A 19,475-nucleotide genomic window follows, 5' to 3' on the forward strand; every position below is an offset into this window, starting at 1 on the left:
ATTCCCGGATTCTCGAAGGCGTACGCGCGTCAATACGAGGCAACACCACCCAGGAGGGGCCGAAGCCCCTCGGATTCACGGGTGATCAGCGGGCGTCAGCGGTCGTTTGGGACTACTGGCCGGGGTGCAGCCCGAGTGAGCCCGGCGTGGGGGCGCCATGCACCTCGCCGAAGTAAAGGGCGAAGGTCTGCTTCCAGCGTTCGACCTCGGCGCGGTCCGCCATGAAACGTGGGAAGCCGTCGAGATGGGCGTTGGGGTACTTCCAGATCGGCTTGAGCCCGCCTGCCGGAGTGACGTCGGTGCGCACGGACCAACCGTCGAAGGACTGCTCCTGCACGGCGCGGGAGAGCTGCCAGTTGAGGTAGAGCTTGGCCGCGGCGGGGTGCTTGGCGCGGGCGAGGATCGCCGCCCGCTGCCCCCACGCCATGAAGGGGTGGCCGTCGGGCGCAGCCCACTTCACACCCGGCGCGATGGGCCCGGTCAGCGAGCCGACGCCACCGATTCCGACCCGCTTCTGCCCGCTTGCGACGGAGACGATCGGGGTGAAGCTGCCGCGGCCGAACTCGACGTTCTGCGCGGCGAGTCGGCGTATCCAGTCCCAGCCGTACGCCTCCGTGTAGAGCTTGTACAGGTACAGGACCGCGTCGTCGTCGTGCGGGTAGGTGGAGGAGATGGCCCCCTTCCACCGCGGGTCGGCCAGGTCCCGCGGTGTGGCGGGGCCATCGCTGCCGAGGGTTTGGTCGTACATGTAGCTGAAGGCGAAGACCGCGATGCTCACCCATGCGCCGTCCGGGTCCCTGAACTGGGGGTACAGCGCGGAGAAGCCGGCTGGCTTGTACCGCTGGAGCACGCCCATGGCCTTCCACCGGGCGAAGTCCTGCACGGTCTGCAGTTGCACCACGTCGGGGACGAGCGTGTCCGTGGCGAGTTGGTTGTCGATGCGTACGTCCTGGTACTTGCTGTAGTCGACGACCATGGTGAGCTTGATGTCCGGGAACTGCGACACGAACGCCTGCTTTGTCGCGTCCTGCTGGTCAGGGAGGTCGCCGCCGGCGTAGATGACGAGTTCGCCGCCCTCACGTCTGGCGTCCGCGTACAGCTCGTCGAGCGACTTCTTCTCCTCCCGCATGTGCCTGCCGGCACGGAACGCCGAGGACGTGGTGTCCCTGGTTGCCGCAGCGGCGCTGCTGGTGATCGACGTGCCCAGCGCCGTCGCACCGAGTGCGGCGCCCGCCCCGCCGAGTATCCGCCGCCTGCTGAATGACGTCATGGGACCGAACCTCCCGAAGTGACTGATGCTTCAAGTAACTGGCGACGACGCTACGACCCAATGATTGAGACGTCAAATATTTCGGGTACCGCACCGGTCTCTCGAACACCGCTCGCTCGGGCTGGGCGGGACTCTCGTATCGTCGGTGTGATGGAACAGGTGCCGTGGTTGACTGCGCGTGAAGAGCGGGTGTGGCGGCTCTTCGCGTCCGTGCTGGTTTCGCTGCCCGACGAGGTGGAGGCGCAGCTGCAGCGTGACGCCGGCCTGACGCAGTTCGGGTACGGCGTCCTCTCTGCACTGTCGGAGGCACCGGGGCGGGCCATGCGGATGACCGACCTGGCCATGAGGGCTCACGGCTCTGCCTCGCGCCTGTCCCATCAGGTGGCGAGCCTGGAGCGTCGGGGATGGGTCCGCCGCGAGCGTGCCGCCGAGGACGGACGGGGCAACGTCGCCGTGCTGACCGACGCGGGATACGCCAAGGTGGCGGCCATCGCCCCGGGTCATGTGGCGGCGGTGCGGTCGGCGGTCTTCGACGTGCTCAGCCCCCGGCAGGTGGATGAGCTCGAAGGGATCTGCACGGCGCTGCTGCAGCCCGAGATCCGTAAGAGACCCGGCGATGCCCCTGTCTCGAGCAGGCAGACTCCGGACTGTCATCAAAATGATGACATCGTCCCGGCTCGTCGTCAGAATGATGACGCAAGGGCATCTGTCGACGCTCTGGCCTGCGAGGACCTCACAGCCGCCTTGGCCCGGATCTCCGACGCCCGCACCCATGTCGACTTCACCGAGCTCCAGCTCATCGACCGTGCCCGCGCTCAGGGACAGACCTGGGAGCAGATTGCCTCCGCGCTCCGTATGCCCGACCGCCGTCAGGCTCAGACCCGCTTCCGTCGCCTGCGCGAGCGGTGGCCCGAGTACGAACCGACATCTGCCGCATCTGGATAGATCAAGCGACCAACTCACCCGTTGCACAGCCGCTGGGAAACCCTGGACTGCCCAAAAACGCGTCTGAGGCGAACCGGGGCGTCGGTTAGACGGTCTCGGATTCTCGGCGATGAGCGACGAGATGGCTGGGCACCATCCCGACGTGGACCACCGACTGCCGAGGCAAGCGTCCCCATCACCGTCCATGAGCGCGCGTCTGTCTGCGTGACCTCATACGCCTGCTGCATAGAGCTCCTGAAGAATCCGCCCGTTCACATCGCGCAGCCAACGCCGCAGTATGAACGCACTGGGTTCACCGACTGGAGGAGACCTCGTGCTCAACTCTTGCACCACGGAGCCGGCGGGCGGCGAACGCCACCGGGCGGCCAAGGCGGAGACATCGCCGAAGTGAGCGGCACGCTGTCCCGGGACGTCGTCATCGTCGGCGCCTCAGTGGCCGGGCTGCGCGCGGCTGAAGCCGTCGCAAGGGTCGCACGAGAACTCACGGTCACGGTGATCGGCGAGGAGGCGCATCCACCATACGACCGGCGGTCGTTGTCGAAGGCGGCGCTCACCCAGCCGGGGGGCCTCGACGCCGTGAGCATGCGCTCGGTCGCCCGGCTGCGAGACGAAGGTGTGGACTTCCGGCTGGGCACCCGAGCAGTCGGTCTTGACGCCACTCGTCGGGAGCTTCACCTGGAACAGGGCACCATTTCGTTCGGAGCGCTGGTTCTCGCCTGCGGCTGCGACCCCGCCGTTCCTGCGCTGCTGGCCAGCCGTCCGAGGGTTGTCGCACTCAGGCGATGGGAAAACCTTCTCTCGCTTCGTGCCGCGCTGGCCGGCACGTCGGTGTCCGTCGCCGTCGTAGGAGCGGGCTTCATCGGTGGTGAGGTGACGTCGGCCCTCAAGGGAAGCGGCCGCGCCGTCTCACTGATCGATGTCTCTCCTCAGCCGTTGGGTCGTTTCGGTGCGTTCGTGGCGGAGTCGTACGCCGCCCTGCACGAGGAGGCAGGGACGGCGCAGTACTTCGGCGACGGGGTTGTCGACGTACTGGAGGAACGGCGTGGCCGGTTCCTGCGGCTGAGCAGCGGGGCGCAGGTGCCGGCCGACGTGATCGTCGTCAGTGGCGCAGTGCGGCCCTCGACCGGATGGCTGGAGTCGTCCGGGCTCGTCCTCCGCGACGGCATCGTCTGCGACGCAGCGCTGAGGGCGCATGAAGGCGTCTTCGCGGCCGGAGACGTCGCCCGCTGGTTCAACCCTCGCTACGGCACCCGGATGAGGGTGGAGCACTGGACGAACGCCGCCGAACATGGCCGCATAGCGGGGTTGAACGCGGTGAGATCGATCGTCGGCGGCAGCGCCGAGGCCTGCGCCACCGTGCCCTACTTCTGGTCCGATCAACACAATGTGCGGATACAGTTCGCCGGTTTCCTCAGCGGAGACGAGAGGACTCTCGTCCAACGGACCGCCGATGGCTCGATCGTCCTTTACGGCCGCGATGACCAACTGGTGGGCGTCCTCGCATTCGAACACCGCTCCCTCTTCGTCGAGCTGCGCACGATGCTGGGGGGCAAGGGGCCCTGGGACAGGGCGATGGAGCTTGTCGGCGCGACGATCAGCGCCAGCTAGGTGGTCGCGCGGTGTGGCGAGGCACTGCAGCGCCGCCGTTTCCAAACCAGGCGAGGGATGTGCCGTCATAAACACACATGGATCCAGGGAAGCGAGTCCCAATGACGTCTACCCATGAGCTCTCCGCCGAGCAGACTGCCCGCGAGGACGACCTCGTCCAGCGTGTGCTGCGCTCCTTCGACAACTGCGAGAGCCCCAGACTCGACCAGATTCTGCGCTCGCTCGTGCGGCACCTGCACGGCTTTCTGCGTGAGGTGCGGCTCACCGAGGCGGAGTGGAACACGGGCATCGAGTTCCTCACGGCGGTGGGCCACATCACCGACGACACGCGTCAGGAGTTCATCCTGCTCTCCGACGTGCTGGGCGCCTCGATGCAGACCATCGCCATCAATAACGAGGCGTACGGCGATGCCACGGAGGCCACCGTCTTCGGGCCCTTCTTCGTCGAGGGCTCGCCGTGCATCGACAACGGCGGCGACATCGCATTCGGCGCCAAGGGGCAGCCATGCTGGGTCGAGGGAACCGTCACCGACACCGACGGCAACCCCGTGCCCGGCGCGCGCATCGAAGTGTGGGAGGCCGACAACGACGGCTTCTACGACGTCCAATACGTCGACGACCGCGTGGCCGCGCGGGCCCATCTCTTCACCGATGAGGACGGCGGCTACCGATTCTGGGCGATCACGCCCACGCCGTACCCGATTCCGCACGACGGCCCCGTCGGCCGGATGCTCGCCGCCGCCGGCCGGTCGCCCATGCGCGCCTCACACCTGCATTTCATGGTGACCGCGCCGGGCACCCGCCGGCTGGTAACGCACATCTTCGTGCGCGGTGACGATCTGCTATTCACCGACACTGTCTTCGGCGTGAAGGAGTCGCTGGTCAAAGACTTCGTGCGGCAACCCACGGGCACCCCGACCCCCGACGGCCGCCCGCTGGACGGGGACTGGTCGCAAGTCAGGTTCGACATCGTGTTGGCCCCCTTCGACGCGTCATGAGCGCGCTCGTCTACGCAGCCCTGCGGACGCCGTTCGGGCGGCCCCTCCGGAGCCACGGTGCGGGAGAGCCTACGGCGTCACCGCCGGCGAGCCAGGCACCAGACTCGACATCCCACTGATGTCGCAGCAGTAGCCCGAACCCACGGCGCACAGCTTCATTCCTTGCCCTGGAGTGCCTGGGCCGCCCACACGCCTGCCTCGGTTCGGGAACTGAAGCCGAGCTTGCCCAGAATGTGTTCGACGTGGACCTCGACCGTTCTCGGGGAGAGCACCAGCTTCGTGGCAATGGCACGATTACTCAGACCCTCCGCGAGCAGTGACGCGACCTCCCGCTCCCTTCGAGTGAGCAGGTCGGGCGCGGCCACCCCAACTGCCTGCTCCTTCTCGGCGGAGTCGGCACAGCCGAGTGCCAAGCTCATTTGCGGCCCCGGCTCCAGGCGCCGCCCGATCTCGTGGACTCGCTGGAACGCACCCTCCCCGAGCCGGTCCTGTGCGGTGCGCGTGACCTCTTCGTACCGCGAGCCCAGCACCGGACCGAAGGCACCGGTCCCGGTGTCCAGCACGGTCCACAACGCGGCGACGACCCCGAGCAGTTTGGCCGCCTTCTTGGTGTCGCGGTTGTCCAGGGCTATTCCAGCCATCAGGTTGATGACGAGTGCCCTGCCGAGGTCGTCCCGGAATTCGCGTTTGAGCTCGAGGCTCTGCCTGGCCAATTCACTGGCGACATCCAAGGCCTGACGCGTCCAGGCGTCGAATGCCAACATCCACAGCGCGTAGGAGCGGCCCCACGTCTCGCCCAGGCTCTCGCTCAGGCTGACGGCTTCCCTGCAGGAGTCCGACGCTCCCTGGTGGTCTCCCAGGGCACTCCTGACGAACCCGAGCAAGAACAGGGTCATCAACAGCCCCTCGGTGTCCGACAGGTCCATGTGTCCTTTGTAGGCCACCTCAAAGGCGTCCCGGGCGGCCTCGAGATCCCCTGAGGTCAGGGCGGTCTGGCCTGTCCATGTGGCAATGTGCGCGGCCAGTCTGGGGTCCTTGGTCAAGCGCGCGATCTCGCTGGCCTTTCTCAGAAAGTCCTGGGCGCGGGGCAGTTCTCCATGGAGCGTCGCGACCGACGCCGCTGCCCAGAGGGCGTTGCCGCGTTCAACGGATTCGGTGGTGTCCGTGGCAAGAGCCCTCTCCAACCAGTGTCGGCCTTCGCGGAGATGGCCGGTGATCCAGTAGAACCGAAGGCTGGATGCGAACTCCAACGCGTCACTGGAGCGCGCAGGGTCCTGAAGGAGACCGTCGAAAGCCAGCTCGAGGTTGGCGAAATCGGACTCCAACCGCTGGAGGGAGTCAGCCTGGCCGGGACCGAAGAAACGTCTCGCCGTCTGAGTCGCCCACGCCCGGTAGTACTCCACATGCGCATGTCGAGCAAGGGCGTGGTCCTCGCTCCCGTCGGCACGCTCCAGGGCGAACTCTCTCAGCGTTTCAAGAAGCCGGTACCGCATTTCTCCCCGCGTGAGCTCAGGGAGGAGGATCGACTTGGAAACCAAGCCCTCGAGCGCGTCGAGGAGCTTCGTGCCTTCCAGGGGCTCGAATCCGCACACAGCCTGGATCCCAGCAAGATCGGGGCTGCCGCTGAAAGCGGCCAGTCTCGCCCAGAGCATCTGCTCGTCCGGGGAGCAGAGGTCGTAGCTCCACCGCACCAGCGCGTCGAGCGAGTGATGGTGGGGTGTCGCGGTGGGGTCGCCACGATTCAGGAGCTCGAATCGATCGTTGATGCGATCCAGAAGCTCATGGACCGACAGAGACCTCAGTCTGGCGGAAGCGAGCTCGATGGCCAGCGGCATACCGTCCAGGCGGGCGACCAGTTCCGCGACCGCAGCACTCTCGCGCTCGGTGATCTCGAACTGGTCGTTGACGGCCTTGGCCCGGGCCTCGAGCATGGCCACAGCCGGGTAGGCGCGCAGCTCACCCACGGTGCCTTCCCGGTCCTTCGGAGGCACTGGCAGAGGGCGGACGGTGATCACGCGCTCACCCCGGATCCGCAGCGGCTCTCTGCTGGTGGTCAACACACGCAGCTCGCTCGAGGCATCGAGGAGGGAGGACACAAGTCGTCGGCATCCGGGAAGTACGTGCTCGCAGTTGTCCAAGACCAGGAGCATCGAGCGACCTGCCACATGTCGGCGGAGTTGTTCCTCGGCGTCCATGGCCGGCAGAGCACTCAGCCCAAGATCCTTCGCCACCGTCTCGGCGACGGTGTCCGAGCTGCGCTGAGCGCCCAGCTCGACGAAGCACGCCCCGTCTCGAAATGCTCGATCGAGGGCGGTCGACATCGCGGCGGACAAGGAGGTCTTGCCCACACCGCCGGGACCGGTGAGCGTCACGAGGCGGCTGGAGGAGAACAGGTCGCGAGCTGCGGCAAGCTCACGCTCGCGCCCGAAGAGATCGGTCAATGGGGGCGCGGGCGGTCGAAAGCCAGTTGCGTGCCTGCTCATGAGGGCCATTCTCCGGCGAAGCACCGCGCGCGCAAACCCGTGTGCACGCATCGATAGGTGCCTGGCCTTCTGCCAGCCGGGCAGGACTGCCTGTCGGCGGCCACTCACGCCGGCGCGGTTCCGGCCCGACCAGGGGGAGAAACGGGGATGCACCAGGTCTCGCCTCCGGGCGTCGGCTCACACAACTGACCCGCACGAATCAGGAATTCCCTACTGCCGCAAGCGCCCCCCCGCGAGCTCCTTCTCCTGGCGTCCGGCCCGGCTGCAGCGCGTGCGCCGAGTCCCTCGCAACGAACTTCACGAAACGCCGCGCGGCCTGGCCGCTCGGGCCGCCCCGCCGGATGACCGCGCCGTAAGGCCGGAACGCGGTCGGGTCACTGAACGGAATGCCGCGGATCGCGGGACCCGGCGTGTGCCCCGGCCTGGGTACGGGGACGACAGCCACACCCATGCCCGTCGCTACCAGAGCGCGGAGGGTGGAAAGCTCGGTCACCTCGATCGCGACACGGGGGCTGAATCCCGCTTCCCGGCATAGGCGGTCCGTGACCTGACGCAGGCCGAACTCGGCCCGGAGCGCGACCATCGGCTCGTGTGCCAGGTCCGCGATCGCCACATGGTCGCGACCTTCGAACGCGTGGCCCAGCGGAACGCCGAGGCACAGTTCCTCGCGCCCCAGTGGGATCCAGTCCAGATCGTCCGCGACGGGCTCGGGAGCCACGAATCCGACATCGATGCTTCCCTGGCGCACGTCGTCGACAACGTCATCACAAGCTCCGCCGCTCAGCTCGAAGGACGTGCTCGAGGCGTGCTTGCGGTAGCGGTTCAAGAGGTCTGGTATCAGCCATCCACCGAACGAATGTACGAATCCGAGCGACACCGATCCTCGCAACGGATCCACCAGAGTGGCGATCCGCTCCTCGCCTCTGTCGATCTCGTTCATGGCCCGCACTGCGTGCGCCTGGAAGATCTCCCCGTACTTATTGAGCCGCAACCCGTTCCGATGACGGTCGAAGAGCTTCACGCCCAGCTTGCGCTCGAGCCGGGCCAAGGCTCGTGACAGCGTCGGTTGGCTGATGTTCAAACGCAGCGAGGCCTCCGTCATGTGCTCGGTCTCGGCCAGCGTGGTAAACCACTCGAGCTCACGCAGTTGCATAATCACCCTCCGTCACCGGACAGGACGACCTTGGGGGTGAAGCTGCGCCGCATCCAGTGGAGGTTGTCGGCACGTGTGGGCCGACAGCTGTGCCTCCGCGCCAGGTACGTAGTGCACCCGGATTCCCACGGCTTTCGGAATCCTGACCGATCATCGTGGCCACATCATTTCCGCATGAGTCCCTGTAGGTGGGCTCCACCCTCCGCCCTCCTGCCGACTTCCGCATTCGGATGAACACGTATCCGCTACGTAGTTCCAGGTCCTACGTACTGCCGATCCAGTCCTTCTCAGGCCGCCAGCGGCACACCGGTACCGCGGGCGCCACTCCGAGCCGACCCACGACTGCGAGGACGACCTCGCCGCATCGGCGGCGAGTGCCACGCTGGATCCGCTCCTCGACATCGCCGGAAGCGGGGTCATGCGTTTGACACATCGCTGGCCTAAAGCACCGCATCGGCGGCGAGTGCACAGATCCATCGCCTCACAGAACGCCCGTGCCCGCAGTGGGGCGTCGGCCGCGGCGAACATCGCCATGATCTGCCGGTAGGCCGGATGGTCCGGCAGCTTCGCGGCCGGCGGCGTCGGATCAGGCAGCGCCAGCAGGGTCTTGCGGGTGATGCGGACCCCCTCGGCGACCCGGTCGAACTCCTCTAATTGCGCGGTGAGTTCCGCGATGCGTCCCCGCGTGGCCTCGGCCTGCGCGGCGATCTCGCTCTCTTGCCCCTCCAGGTGCGTCAGCACCGCTCCCAAGGTCAGCTCGCTGCCGCTACATGACCGCCTTCGCCAGGAACCAGTGGTTCTTGGCACAAGCGGTCAGTTCGCCAGAGCGGCTGGACGTATAACCTCCGGCCCGAAGCGCCGGCGGGCGCGGTCTGCGGCGGCTTCAGCCGCGCGGGCGCGGGCATCGCCGGGGTCCAGAGAGAGCTGGCGATAGGACCTGCCAGTTGGCAGCAGGTTGTCTGCGCGGATCGCGAAGGCGCGTACTCTCGCTCGCTGCAATCCGAGACCGGTCAGCAGGCTCAGCGCGTCCGCAGCGAGGGCGGGCGAGTGGTTGGTGGGTTCCGGAAGGGTGCGCGTGCGTGTGGTGGAGCTGCGGTCGGCGTACCGCACCGTGAGGGTGAGTCGGCTCGCGATCTGGCTTTCACCGCGCAGGCGTTGGCCGATCTGGTCGGCAAGTCCCAGAACCGCACGGTGATGTTGCGCGGGGTCGAGGCAGTCCCGCTCCAGCACGCGGTCGGCGATCAGATGTGCTGCCGGTTCTGCGGGGACGACCGGACGGGGGTCGTGGCCGCGGGCACGCTCGGCCAGCAACCGCGCCTGGCCGACTCCGAGGAGCCGCTGCAGGGTCGCCGAGGGCAGGTCGGTGATCTGGCCGATGTTGTGCAGGCCGTATCTGTGAAGGGTTTCCGCCGTGGTGCGGCCGACCCCAGGCAGTGCCGTGACCGGCCGCGGGTACAGCCAGTCGGTCACGTGATCAGTGGGGACCCAGGTGGTGTCTCCCGGCGCGGACGCGTCGGCCGCCATCGCCGCCAGCATGCGATTGCCGGCGAGCCCGGCACTGCTGTCGATGCCGTAGAGCCCCTTCAGCCTCATCTTCGCCAGCTGAACGACGTCATAGGGGGACAGATCGAAGTATCTGAGCGCCGAAGTCAGGTCTAGCTGGACTGCGTCGGGCGGCACGGCCTGGACATGAGGAGTGATTCCATACATCAGTTCGATTATCTCGTCGTACTGAGCCTCGGTCAGTGCGGCGTGCAAGTGCAGGTGGGCGATGTGGCGCTGCCGTGTCGTCATCCTGCGCTCCCCGGGCTGCGGTGGCCGAACTTCTTCAAGTCGGCCGAGCGGGTGCCAGCGGGCTGCAGGTCGGCGTACGGGTGAAGGCGCGCGCCGGTAGTGCCGTTGACCAGAGTGCGCTGCGTTTGGGCGGGGGTCGGGCGGGGCTGGGCGGGGGTCGGGTGCGGGTGGCCGGCGCCCAGGAGGGCGAGTGCGGCCTCGGGGCCGTTGTCGCGGCGGGCGGCGGCGATCTCGTCCAGGTCCCAGGCCATGGTGCCGACGACGGTGCGGCGGGTGCCGCGCACCTGGACCGTGCCGCGCACCAGCAGCAGTCCGCTGTGGAAGACGGTGTGCGCGCAGGCCGGGTGGGAGTCCTCGAAGAAGGCCAGGTCGACCAGGCCGGAGCCGTCCTCCAGGGTGACGAAGATGATGCGCTTGCCGCTGGCGATGGGCGGGGTCTGGGTGGAGGCGCGTACGCCGGCGACGAGAACCTGCTGGCCGGCGCGCAGTCCGGCCAGGTGGGCCGCGTCGGTCGCGCCGATCTCGCGCAGGAGGCGGTGGTGGTGCTCCATCAGGTGCTTGGAGACGTCGATGCCGAGGGTGCTCAGCTCGGCGCTCAGGGCTTCGCGTCCGGTCATCTCCGGCAGACCACTCGGCTCCGCTCCTCCGACCTCGCCCGCCTCGATGGGCAGTTGGCCCTTGCTCGCGGCCCGGGTACGGGAGGCCCGGTGGAGTTCGGCGATCTGCAGCAGCAGGTCGCGGCGGGTGAGGCGGCCGTCGTGGAGGGAGTTCAGGGCGCCGATTTCGGCGAGGCGTTCGGCAGTGGGTCTGCTGGGGCGGGCCCGCTGCCAGAAGTCGGAGAGGGATCCGTAGGGCTGGCCTTGTTCGATTCGTGCGCACTCGTCCTCGCTGATGCCGTGTACCGCGGAGAGGGCGAGCCGTACGCCCCGCTGCTCTCCGTCGGTCCTCTCCACGGTGTGTTTCACCTGGGAGCGGTTGATGTCGACGGGCAGGACTTGTACACCGCGGCGACGGGCGTCGGAGACGAGGACGCGCTTGGGCCACATTCCAGGGTCGTGTTCGAGCAGGCCGGCCAGCAGGTATGCGGGGTGGTGTGCCTTGAGCCAGGCGCTCTGGAGGGCGGGTACGGCGAACGCGACCGCGTGGGCGCGGCAGAAGCCGTAGGCGCCGAAGGCCTCGACGGTCTTCCAGACCTCGTCCCGCACGGTCACGCTGTAACCACGGGCCTGCGCTCGGCGATGGAACCAGTCCTTGACCCCGGGCAGCCGTCCCTTGTCCCCGAGTGCCCTCCGGGCGATCTCCGCCAGTGCGCGGTCGCAGCCGGTCATCACGGCGAAGGTCTCGATGATCTGCTCGTGCCAGATGGTCACGCCGTAGGTGTCGGCGAGCACCGGCTCCAGGTCCGGGTGGGCGTACGAGGGGGTGCCGCCATGGCGGGCGGCGATGTACCGCTCGGGCATGCCTCCGGCGACCGGGCCGGGGCGGAAGAGGCTGATGTCGGCGATAACGTCCTGCGGATCGCGGGGCTGCAGCCGGGACAGGAGATCCTGCTGTCCCGGCGACTCCAGCTGGAACAGGCCGAGGGTCTGGCTCTCCTGGATGAGCTTGAAGGCGAAGACGTCGTCGAGCGGCACCTGCTTCGGGTCGTCCAGGTCGATGGGGTTGCCGGTCGTCCGTTCGATCTCGGCGACGGCGTGGGCCATCGCGGACTGCATGCGTACGCCCAGCACATCCAGCTTGATGTTGCCCAGGTCCTCGATCTCCTCCTTCGCCGCCATGGCCATGGGGTAGTCGCCCTGCGGGGTGGGCTGCACCGGCAGTCGGTCTAGGAGACTCGCGTCGCTGATCACCACGCCGCAGGGGTGCATGGCCATGCCGTGGACCAGGGAGTCGAGGCCCTCCGCGAGTTCCCACAGCGGCCCGTACCGGTGTGCCTCGGCCGCCAGCTGCCGCAGTTCGGGCAGTTCGGCGAGCGCGCCGGTGATGTCGGAGGCGCGCAGGTGCGGGAAGCTCTTGGCGATCCGGTCGACGTCCGCGGGCGCGATACCCAGGGCGAGGCCGGTGTCGCGCAGGGCGCGGCGGGCCCGGTAGGTCTCGGGCATGGCGGTGACGGCAATCCGTTCCTTGCCGAACCGGTCGAAGATCGCGTCGTAGCACTCCAGCCGCCGGGCGGACTCCACGTCGATGTCGATGTCAGGCAGGGATGCCCGGCGCACGCTCAGGAAGCGTTCGAACAGCAGGCGGTGGTCGAGCGGGTTGGCCGTGGCGATGCCCAGCGCGTGGCAGACCATCGAGCCGGCGCCCGAGCCGCGGGCCGCGACCCGGATTCCCTTGGCCCGGATGTCGGCCACGACCTGGCCGACGGCGAGGAAGTACGAGTCGTAGTCCAGCTTGGAGATCACGGTGAGTTCTTCGTCCAGCCGGTCGAGTGCCGCTCGGTCGCGGTCCAGGCCCCGCCGGGTCATGCCGGCCTCGCACTGTCGGCGCAGCAGTTGTGCCGCTCCCCCCGCTCCGGGCTCTGCGCCGAAGAGCGCGGGTTCCGGGAAGTGCCGCGTGCCGAGCCCCAGGTCCGCTTCGGGGTCGACGGCGCACAGGGCCGCGGTGGCGGCGGTGTCCGCCATCAGGCGGCGTGCCCGCCGGGCATCGGCTCCGGCGCATTCGGCGACCAGGTGTGCGACGGCTGTCATCGCCCTCTCGTCCTTGAGCCAGCGCTGTCCGCTGTCCAGGTGGCGCCGGTCGATGGGCCGCAGCAGGCGTGCAGCGTCCAGGACGTCGGCGAGGCGGTGCTGGTCGGGGTCGGCGTAGCGGACGGCGTTGGTGAGGACGGCGGGGGTACGGGTGCGGTCGGCCAGGGAGAGGGTGCGGGCGGCGAGGCGCAGGGACCCAGGGGCCATGCCGAAACGTTTCTGCGCAACAGCTTCCAACCTGACTCCCCTCCCGAAGATCTCCTTCCACGGCGCCAGCAGCTTCATCGCGACGTCTTCCCGCCCGGCCGCCAAAGCCCGTACCGGCTCCGAGAGCGGCCCGAGCAGCACGGTCAGACCGGGACCGCCGTACTCGCGCAGCGCCTCCCACGGCACCACCACCGGTGCCGCGCCGGACGCGGTGCCGACGTGGGCGGCCGACGTGATGCGGCACAGCCGCGCCCATCCTTCCCGGTTCTGCGCGAGCAGCACGAACCGCAGCGGCGGCTCGACGACGTGCGCGCCACCGCGCACCGGGGTGCGGCGACGCTGGGTGGGCGGCGGGGGTGCGAGGGCCTCCACCGCCAGGTCGACACCGAAGACCGGCCGAACCCCGGCTCCGGCGCACGCCTGCGCGAACCGGACGGCTCCGGTGACCGTGTCCCGGTCGGTGAGTGCGAGCGTCGTCATGCCCCGCTCGGCCGCCCGCAGTGCGAGGTGCTCGGGATGGGCCGCGCCGTAGCGCTCGGAGTAACCGGACGCGACGTGCAGATGGGCGAAGCCCGCCATGCCGCACCTCCATCACTCCACCCCGTTTCGCCCTTTTTAGGCCGTGTACCCGATATGCTCATCGTACTCTCGTTCGATTACTCTAACCTCATCGGCCCCGGTCAGCGACATGATTCGAACACGTCATCGATTTGACAGTGAGGGGAGCGGTGGCCGGACAGGTGCTACGCCGTCACATGCCTAACCGGGCAGCATGGTTGGAGGAATCGCCCCAGTGGTGCGCACCGCGCCGCAGTCATCGAGTGCGACTCGAAGCGGAAGTTGGTAACGGTATGTTGCGCCAATGACACTTTGCGTAAAGGGCGAATGTTGGATCGGACGGGTCGGTCGGGCCTCACGGAGGCGTCGGATCGGGGGCGGCCAGAACGCGGTCGGCTGAGTAGCAGAATCCCGCGCGAAGTTCGGTCCCCGCGCGGTGATGCCGGGGACGCTGGCCGCGTAACCGCCCTCGTGCGGTGCTCAGTTGGCCCACGGGGGCACGATCCGCGTGCCGTCGGCCAGCTCCGCCTCCAGGCCGAGGGAGGTGGCGACCCAGGTGACGGCGGTCTGCGTCGTCGGGTTCTCGACGGCGAGGGTGGCCCCCGAGTTGATGATCAGGGTGTCGCCGGCACGGACCCGCTCGGTGCGGCCGTCCAGCGTGACCACCAGCTCGCCGCTGAGCAGATGCAGGATCTCCTCCTTGGTGACCGTGTGCGCGGGTGCCTTGGTTCCGGCGGGGATCTCGCCCCGCCAGGCGGCCAGTTCCCTGCTGCCGGTGTGGGGAGTGGCGTACGAGATGAAACGGGCGCCGTGGATCTCGTGCGTGACGGCTTCGGACGAGCGGACGACTGGCATACGGGTCTCCTTCGGTCTTCAGGGCTTCCGAGGTCCTCGGAACACTCGATCGACGCGAGCGAATGGTCAAGCTGCTTGACCATCTGTCTATATGGTCAAGCAGCTTGACCGATCCGTCAACGGTGTTTCAATGCAGACGTGCAGAACTCCGAAGCCCTCGCCCTGACCGCCGCCCTGCTCGCCGCCGCGGGTGATCTGACGCGGCGCATCGACGAGGGCGTCTCCGCGCGGGGCTTCGACGGGCGGCCCTCGTACGGCTACGCGTTCACCCGGCTCGCCCCGGACGGCGCCACGGTCACCGACCTCGCCGTCCATCTCGGAGTGACCAAACAGGCCGCCAGCCAGCTCGTCGACGAACTGGTGCGCAAGGGGTACGTCGAGCGCCGGCCGCACCCCACCGACGCCCGGGCCCGGCTGGTCGTGATGACCGGACGCGGGTGGGCCTGCGCCCGCGCGGCCGAGGAGGTGGCGGCCGAGGTGGTCGCCGAATGGGTCGACGTGGTCGGCGGGGAGAGTGAGATGCGGGCGTTGTGTGATCGGTTGTCGCGTATCGCGCCCTACGGTCCCATCAGGCCCGCCTGGTGACGATCCGACGTCACGTGTCAGTGCCCGCGATCACCACTTGAAGTTTTTACTGACGCGTAACTTCCCACTTTTTCTACTCGCCCGTAACTTGGCGCGTCAGAACCCCATCCTCGTGATCCGGATCACAGGGCGTACGCCGTCGCACATCCCTTGAGCCGCAAGGAGATCACTCGATGCTGCCCTGGAAGCGCCTGATCAGACCGCTGGCCGCCCTGTGCCTGGCCGCCGCGGCCACCGTCGTCCCCGCCACCGCCGCCGAGGCCGCCGACACGGCCGCCGCACCCAGCCATGGCTGGAACGACTACTCCTGCAAACCCTCCAGCGCCCACCCCCGCCCCGTCGTCCTCGTCCACGGCACGTTCGCGAACTCCGTCGACAACTGGCTCGGTCTCGCGCCGTACCTCGTGAACAGGGGCTACTGCGTCTACTCCCTCGACTACGGCCGACTCCCCGGTGTCGCCTTCTTCAACGGGCTCGGCCCCATCGACAGGTCCGCGGAGCAGCTCGACGCCTTCGTCGACCGGGTGCTCGCCGCGACCGGCGCCGCCGAGGCCGACCTCGTCGGCCACTCGCAGGGCGGCATGATGCCCCGCTACTACCTCAAGTTCCTCGGCGGAGCCGCGGAGGTGAACGCCCTCGTCGGCATCGCCCCCTCCAACCACGGCACCACCCTGAACGGTCTCACCGGCCTCCTCCAGTACTTCCCCGGCGCCGGTGACCTGCTGTCCACCGCCACCCCCGCCCTCGCCGACCAGGTGGCCGGCTCCCCCTTCCTGACCAAGCTCAACGCGGGCGGCGACACCGTCCCCGGCGTCACGTACACCGTCCTCGCCACCAAGTACGACGAGGTGGTCACCCCCTACCGCTCCCAGTTCCTCAGCGGACCGAACGTGCGCAACATCGTCATCCAGGACCTCTGCGCCCTCGACCTCTCCGAGCACGCGGCGATCGGACTCCTCGACCGCGTCGCGTTCCACGAGGTCGTCAACGCCCTCGACCCCGCCCACGCCACCCCGACGACCTGCCTCTCGGCCGTCGGCTGACACGTGTGCGTACGCACCGCCGGGGCCGCCCGGCGGTGCGTACGCATGCTGCCGGGGCCTGTCCGGCCTGAGCCGCCCGACAGGCCCCGGAGGTCGTCAGCGGCCGTGCCGGCCGCCGGTCGTCGCGCGGCGGCGGGCCGCGGCGAAGAGCAGGGCGGAGCCGAGGGCCAGGACGGCCGCGCCGCCGAGGGCCGCATAGGGCGTGATGCCCTCGCCGCCGGTGTCGGCGAGACCCTCCTCACCGCCGGCGGGCTCCGCGAGACCGGCGGTGCCCTCTGCCTTCGCCGCTCCGGTGTCCGTCGTCGACTTCGCGGTCGGCGAGGCGTCGTCGGAGGCGGCCCTGTCGGTCTTCGCCGCCGACGCCTTCGGTGCCGGTGTCGGGTCCGTCGTCGTGTGCGCGTCGTCGTCGCCGTGGCCGCCGTGCTCGACCGTCGATTCGTCGGTGCCGTCCTCGATCTGCTCCTCGGAGGGCGCCGACGCGCTCGGACCGGAGGAGGCGCCGCCGAAGGCGACGTCCGAACAGGAGTAGAACGCCTCCGGGCTGTCCGAGCGCTGCCACACCGCGTACAGCACATGCCTGCCGGAGCGCTGCGGGAGGGTGCCGGAGAACGTGGAGAAGCCGCCGGACGCGGCCGGGTCGGTGGCCTTCGCGACCGGGTGCGCGAGATCGAGGTCGTCCCAGCCGAGCGGCCGGGACGGATCGTGGCCGGGCTTGGTGACGTACACCGCGAAGGTGCCCTTGTGCGGGGCCGTCACCCGGTACCGGAAGGTGTACGACCCGGCGCGCACGCTCGTCGCCGGCCAGTCGGCGCGGGCCAGGTCGAGGCCCTTGAACGTCTCGTCGCCCGCACTGCACAGCTCACCGTCCGGGATCAGCTCCCGGTGGCGGCCGGCCGCGTCGCCGATCCGTACGCCGTTCCAGTCGTAGAGCGCCTGGGTGCCGCCGACCGAGACCGCCGCCGCGCAGGCCGCCGACCGCGGGCTCTCGGGGCCCTCCGCGTAACACTGCGCCACCCGGCTCACCGGGTCGCCCAGCGAGCCGTGCGCCATGGCCGGTCCCGCGGAGAGGACGGCCAGGACGAGCGGGGCGGCACCGACGACACCCGCGCTGGCGAACGCGGTGGCCGTGCGACGGTGACGTGCAGCGGGCATGGCGGGGCACTCCTCACGCGGTCCTGGGCGGCGGGGTAGGTCCCGGGCGCCGGGGGGCGATCAGCAAGCTAGCCCCGCAGAACCGTGAGAACGCCTGCTGGGGGCCGGTGCGGGAGATCCTTATGGTGGCGTTAAGGAGGGGCTAACCGAGGGCTCAGGAACGGGCGTTCGCGTACGGCCGATGATCGGTTTCTTACCCGGGCGCGGAACAATGCGGTCGCCCGCGTCAGTTGACGACAGGTCGAGGACCATTCACCCAGAGGAATGAGGAGCGCCCATGACCGCCGTACGCGGAACCACCGTGGACATCGCCACCCAGGACGGCACCGCCGACGCCTACCTCGTCCACCCCGACGACGGCGTCGCGCACCCGGCGGTCCTCTTCTACATGGACGCCTTCGGGCTGCGGCCGCATCTGCGGGCGATGGCCGACCGGCTGGCCGGCGCCGGGTACACGGTCCTCGTGCCCAATGTCTTCCACCGGTCGGGGCGGACCCCGGTGTTCGACCTGCCCGAGTTCATCGACCCGGCCGCGCGCCCGGAGATATGGGGCCAGATCCTCCCCGCCATGCAGGCGCTGACGCCGGAACTCGCGCTGCGGGACGCGGCGGCCTACCTGGACACGCTGGCAGACAGCCCGCACGCCGCCGCAGGGCCCGTCGGGATCACCGGGTACTGCATGGGCACCCGGCTCGCCCTGCACACCGCCGGTGCCTTCCCGGAGCGGGTCGCCGCCGTGGCCGGCTTCCACGGCGGGGGCCTGGCCACCGACGCCCCGGACAGCCCGCACCTGGCGGTGGCCCGGATCACCGCCGAGGTGTACCTCGGCCACGCCGACGACGACCCGTCCCTGCCGCCGGAGCAGATCGACCTGCTCGACAAGGCGCTCACCGAGGCGGGCGTCCGCCACCGCACCGAGGTCTACGCGGGCGCCTCGCACGGCTACACCCAGGCCGACACGGCCTCCTACGACGCCGAGGCGACGGCACGCCACTGGACCGCGCTGCTGGACCTGCTGGACCGCAACCTGACGCGGCGCTGACCCGGCCCGGTACGGGGCCCCGGTGGAGGACCGGGAATTCGCCCCGCAGCGCGGTCCGAGGGCCGGGTACGAGGTGGTGGAGGGCCGTCCGCCGGACGGCGTGGTCGGATGGTCGGTGGGCCGGGGCGCGAGCGGTCAGCCGTCCGGCCACCAGGTGCGCGCGATGTCCTTGCGCACTTCCCGGCGCTCGACGGGGCGTTCGTCGGCCTCGTCCCGCACCTGGCGGGACGAGGACTTCCTCAGGGGCTTCTGCACGGTCGTACGGCGCATGGCTGCCTCCTTGCGTCTACCGGGTTCCGCGTTTTCACGGAGGTAGACCTTTTCCGGGAGCGTTACTCATCGTTCGTGCTCTGTCAGTGGCGGCTGTCACCATCTGGACTGTCAGTGGCAGGTGTCACTCTGGCGGCATGACCAACATCGACGACGGCGAAACCTCCCCGGACCTTCGAACACCGGACAACCCGGCGGCAGATGACCCTCCGGAGGCCGTCGACTGGGATGCTCGGGCGCCCGGTTTCGACGACGAACCCGATCATGGCCTGCGGGAACCCGCCGTCCGGGAGGCCTGGGCGGCCCGCCTGCGGGACTGGCTGCCGCCTCCCGCCCGCGATGTGCTCGACCTCGGCTGTGGCACCGGCAGCCTGTCACTCCTCGCGGCCGAGCAGGGACACCGGGTGACCGGGATCGACTCCTCCCCGGCCATGGTCGCCCTCGCCCGCGCCAAACTCGCCGGGCGCCCCGCCGTGTTCCTCGTCGGCGACGCGGCGGCCCCGCCCGTGGGGGAGGAGCGGTTCGACGTCGTCCTCGTCCGCCATGTGCTGTGGGCCCTGCCCGACCCGGGCCGCGTCCTGCGCCACTGGTGCGGCCTGCTGCGGCCCGGCGGCCGGCTCGTGCTGGTCGAGGGGGTGTGGGGCGCCCTCAGCCCGGTCGGCATCTCCGCCGAGCGGCTGCGGAGGATGGTCGCGCCCCTCGTGGCCGACGCCGAGGTGGTGCGGCTGGAGGCCGACGCGCTGCTGTGGGGCCGGACGGTCCAGGACGAGCGGTACGCGGTGGTGGCCCGCCTCTGACCGTCGTCCCGGGCCGGAGCCGCCCCCG

15 protein-coding genes are annotated in these 19,475 nt (G+C 69.3%); 7 read left to right on the forward strand and 8 right to left on the reverse strand.

Features of this window, described 5'->3' with window-relative positions:
* Positions 1–112 precede the first annotated feature (112 nt).
* A complete protein-coding gene (locus STRBO_RS0114790; RefSeq protein ID WP_005485028.1) occupies positions 113–1,270 on the reverse strand; it encodes an ABC transporter substrate-binding protein in 1,158 nt (385 codons plus the stop codon).
* A gap of 150 nt (positions 1,271–1,420) precedes the next feature.
* On the opposite strand from STRBO_RS0114790, the gene STRBO_RS0114795 reads away from it, so the two are divergent.
* The 3 genes from STRBO_RS0114795 to STRBO_RS0114805 all read left to right on the forward strand — a co-directional run bounded on the left by STRBO_RS0114795 (position 1,421) and on the right by STRBO_RS0114805 (position 4,821).
* Positions 1,421–2,215 carry a MarR family winged helix-turn-helix transcriptional regulator gene (locus tag STRBO_RS0114795; RefSeq protein ID WP_005485030.1) on the forward strand — a complete coding sequence of 265 codons (795 nt, stop codon included), beginning with the start codon at positions 1,421–1,423 and terminating at the stop codon, positions 2,213–2,215.
* A gap of 387 nt (positions 2,216–2,602) precedes the next feature.
* Positions 2,603–3,823 (forward strand): NAD(P)/FAD-dependent oxidoreductase, encoded by a 1,221-nt coding sequence (locus STRBO_RS0114800; RefSeq protein ID WP_005485032.1) that lies wholly within the window; start codon positions 2,603–2,605, stop codon positions 3,821–3,823.
* 101 nt (positions 3,824–3,924) lie between these two features.
* Positions 3,925–4,821: an intradiol ring-cleavage dioxygenase gene (locus STRBO_RS0114805; protein ID WP_005485033.1), complete on the forward strand. Its 897-nt coding sequence runs from the start codon at positions 3,925–3,927 to the stop codon at positions 4,819–4,821.
* A 155-nt stretch (positions 4,822–4,976) separates the two neighbouring features.
* On the opposite strand, the gene STRBO_RS0114810 is transcribed toward STRBO_RS0114805, so the two are convergent.
* From STRBO_RS0114810 to STRBO_RS0114830, 5 genes are all read right to left on the reverse strand, one after another.
* Positions 4,977–7,304 (reverse strand): ATP-binding protein, encoded by a 2,328-nt coding sequence (locus tag STRBO_RS0114810; RefSeq protein ID WP_158690988.1) that lies wholly within the window; start codon positions 7,302–7,304, stop codon positions 4,977–4,979.
* A gap of 199 nt (positions 7,305–7,503) precedes the next feature.
* Positions 7,504–8,457, reverse strand: coding sequence for a LysR family transcriptional regulator (locus tag STRBO_RS0114815; protein ID WP_005485035.1), 954 nt, complete (start codon positions 8,455–8,457; stop codon positions 7,504–7,506).
* Positions 8,458–9,270: 813 nt separating this feature from the next.
* Positions 9,271–10,251, reverse strand: coding sequence for a DNA polymerase Y family protein (locus STRBO_RS0114820; protein ID WP_005485037.1), 981 nt, complete (start codon positions 10,249–10,251; stop codon positions 9,271–9,273).
* Positions 10,248–13,724 carry a DNA polymerase III subunit alpha gene (locus STRBO_RS0114825; RefSeq protein ID WP_005485038.1) on the reverse strand — a complete coding sequence of 1,159 codons (3,477 nt, stop codon included), beginning with the start codon at positions 13,722–13,724 and terminating at the stop codon, positions 10,248–10,250. Before STRBO_RS0114825 ends, STRBO_RS0114820 begins: the two co-directional genes overlap by 4 nt.
* Positions 13,725–14,183: 459 nt before the next feature.
* Complete coding sequence (locus STRBO_RS0114830) at positions 14,184–14,558, reverse strand: cupin domain-containing protein (protein ID WP_005485040.1); 375 nt, start codon at positions 14,556–14,558, stop codon at positions 14,184–14,186.
* Between the two features lie 138 nt (positions 14,559–14,696).
* On the opposite strand from STRBO_RS0114830, the gene STRBO_RS0114835 reads away from it, so the two are divergent.
* Together STRBO_RS0114835 and STRBO_RS0114840 are read left to right on the forward strand one after the other, a co-directional pair.
* Complete coding sequence (locus STRBO_RS0114835; protein ID WP_005485041.1) at positions 14,697–15,143, forward strand: MarR family winged helix-turn-helix transcriptional regulator; 447 nt, start codon at positions 14,697–14,699, stop codon at positions 15,141–15,143.
* Positions 15,144–15,316: 173 nt separating this feature from the next.
* On the forward strand, positions 15,317–16,186 hold the full coding sequence (locus STRBO_RS0114840) for an esterase/lipase family protein (RefSeq protein ID WP_005485042.1): 870 nt from the start codon (positions 15,317–15,319) through the stop codon (positions 16,184–16,186).
* Positions 16,187–16,282: 96 nt separating this feature from the next.
* On the opposite strand, the gene STRBO_RS0114845 is transcribed toward STRBO_RS0114840, so the two are convergent.
* Complete coding sequence (locus STRBO_RS0114845; RefSeq protein ID WP_005485043.1) at positions 16,283–17,338, reverse strand: lytic polysaccharide monooxygenase auxiliary activity family 9 protein; 1,056 nt, start codon at positions 17,336–17,338, stop codon at positions 16,283–16,285.
* Between the two features lie 277 nt (positions 17,339–17,615).
* Between STRBO_RS0114845 and STRBO_RS0114850 the strand changes: the two genes are divergently transcribed.
* Positions 17,616–18,380: a dienelactone hydrolase family protein gene (locus STRBO_RS0114850; RefSeq protein WP_005485044.1), complete on the forward strand. Its 765-nt coding sequence runs from the start codon at positions 17,616–17,618 to the stop codon at positions 18,378–18,380.
* A 135-nt stretch (positions 18,381–18,515) separates the two neighbouring features.
* Here the strand turns inward: STRBO_RS0114850 and STRBO_RS45415 are convergent, their stop codons facing one another.
* Positions 18,516–18,650, reverse strand: coding sequence for a hypothetical protein (locus STRBO_RS45415; RefSeq protein WP_005485045.1), 135 nt, complete (start codon positions 18,648–18,650; stop codon positions 18,516–18,518).
* Between the two features lie 137 nt (positions 18,651–18,787).
* Between STRBO_RS45415 and STRBO_RS0114860 the strand changes: the two genes are divergently transcribed.
* Positions 18,788–19,447: a class I SAM-dependent methyltransferase gene (locus STRBO_RS0114860; RefSeq protein WP_005485046.1), complete on the forward strand. Its 660-nt coding sequence runs from the start codon at positions 18,788–18,790 to the stop codon at positions 19,445–19,447.
* The last annotated feature ends 28 nt before the right edge of the window (positions 19,448–19,475 follow it).

Source organism: Streptomyces bottropensis ATCC 25435, from assembly GCF_000383595.1.
GTDB lineage: Bacteria > Actinomycetota > Actinomycetes > Streptomycetales > Streptomycetaceae > Streptomyces > Streptomyces bottropensis.

What these genes read in the sequence shown, in the direction of transcription:
- STRBO_RS0114850 (WP_005485044.1), top strand. Translation starts at nt 17,616, where the DNA reads ATGACCGCCGTACGCGGAACCACCGTGGACATCGCCACCCAGGACGGC.
- STRBO_RS0114795 (WP_005485030.1), top strand. Translation starts at nt 1,421, where the DNA reads ATGGAACAGGTGCCGTGGTTGACTGCGCGTGAAGAGCGGGTGTGGCGG.
- STRBO_RS0114790 (WP_005485028.1), bottom strand. Translation starts at nt 1,270, where the DNA reads ATGACGTCATTCAGCAGGCGGCGGATACTCGGCGGGGCGGGCGCCGCA.
- STRBO_RS0114815 (WP_005485035.1), bottom strand. Translation starts at nt 8,457, where the DNA reads ATGCAACTGCGTGAGCTCGAGTGGTTTACCACGCTGGCCGAGACCGAG.
- STRBO_RS0114820 (WP_005485037.1), bottom strand. Translation starts at nt 10,251, where the DNA reads ATGACGACACGGCAGCGCCACATCGCCCACCTGCACTTGCACGCCGCA.
- STRBO_RS0114810 (WP_158690988.1), bottom strand. Translation starts at nt 7,304, where the DNA reads ATGAGCAGGCACGCAACTGGCTTTCGACCGCCCGCGCCCCCATTGACC.
- STRBO_RS45415 (WP_005485045.1), bottom strand. Translation starts at nt 18,650, where the DNA reads ATGCGCCGTACGACCGTGCAGAAGCCCCTGAGGAAGTCCTCGTCCCGC.
- STRBO_RS0114845 (WP_005485043.1), bottom strand. Translation starts at nt 17,338, where the DNA reads ATGCCCGCTGCACGTCACCGTCGCACGGCCACCGCGTTCGCCAGCGCG.
- STRBO_RS0114830 (WP_005485040.1), bottom strand. Translation starts at nt 14,558, where the DNA reads ATGCCAGTCGTCCGCTCGTCCGAAGCCGTCACGCACGAGATCCACGGC.
- STRBO_RS0114840 (WP_005485042.1), top strand. Translation starts at nt 15,317, where the DNA reads ATGCTGCCCTGGAAGCGCCTGATCAGACCGCTGGCCGCCCTGTGCCTG.
- STRBO_RS0114805 (WP_005485033.1), top strand. Translation starts at nt 3,925, where the DNA reads ATGACGTCTACCCATGAGCTCTCCGCCGAGCAGACTGCCCGCGAGGAC.
- STRBO_RS0114860 (WP_005485046.1), top strand. Translation starts at nt 18,788, where the DNA reads ATGACCAACATCGACGACGGCGAAACCTCCCCGGACCTTCGAACACCG.
- STRBO_RS0114825 (WP_005485038.1), bottom strand. Translation starts at nt 13,724, where the DNA reads ATGGCGGGCTTCGCCCATCTGCACGTCGCGTCCGGTTACTCCGAGCGC.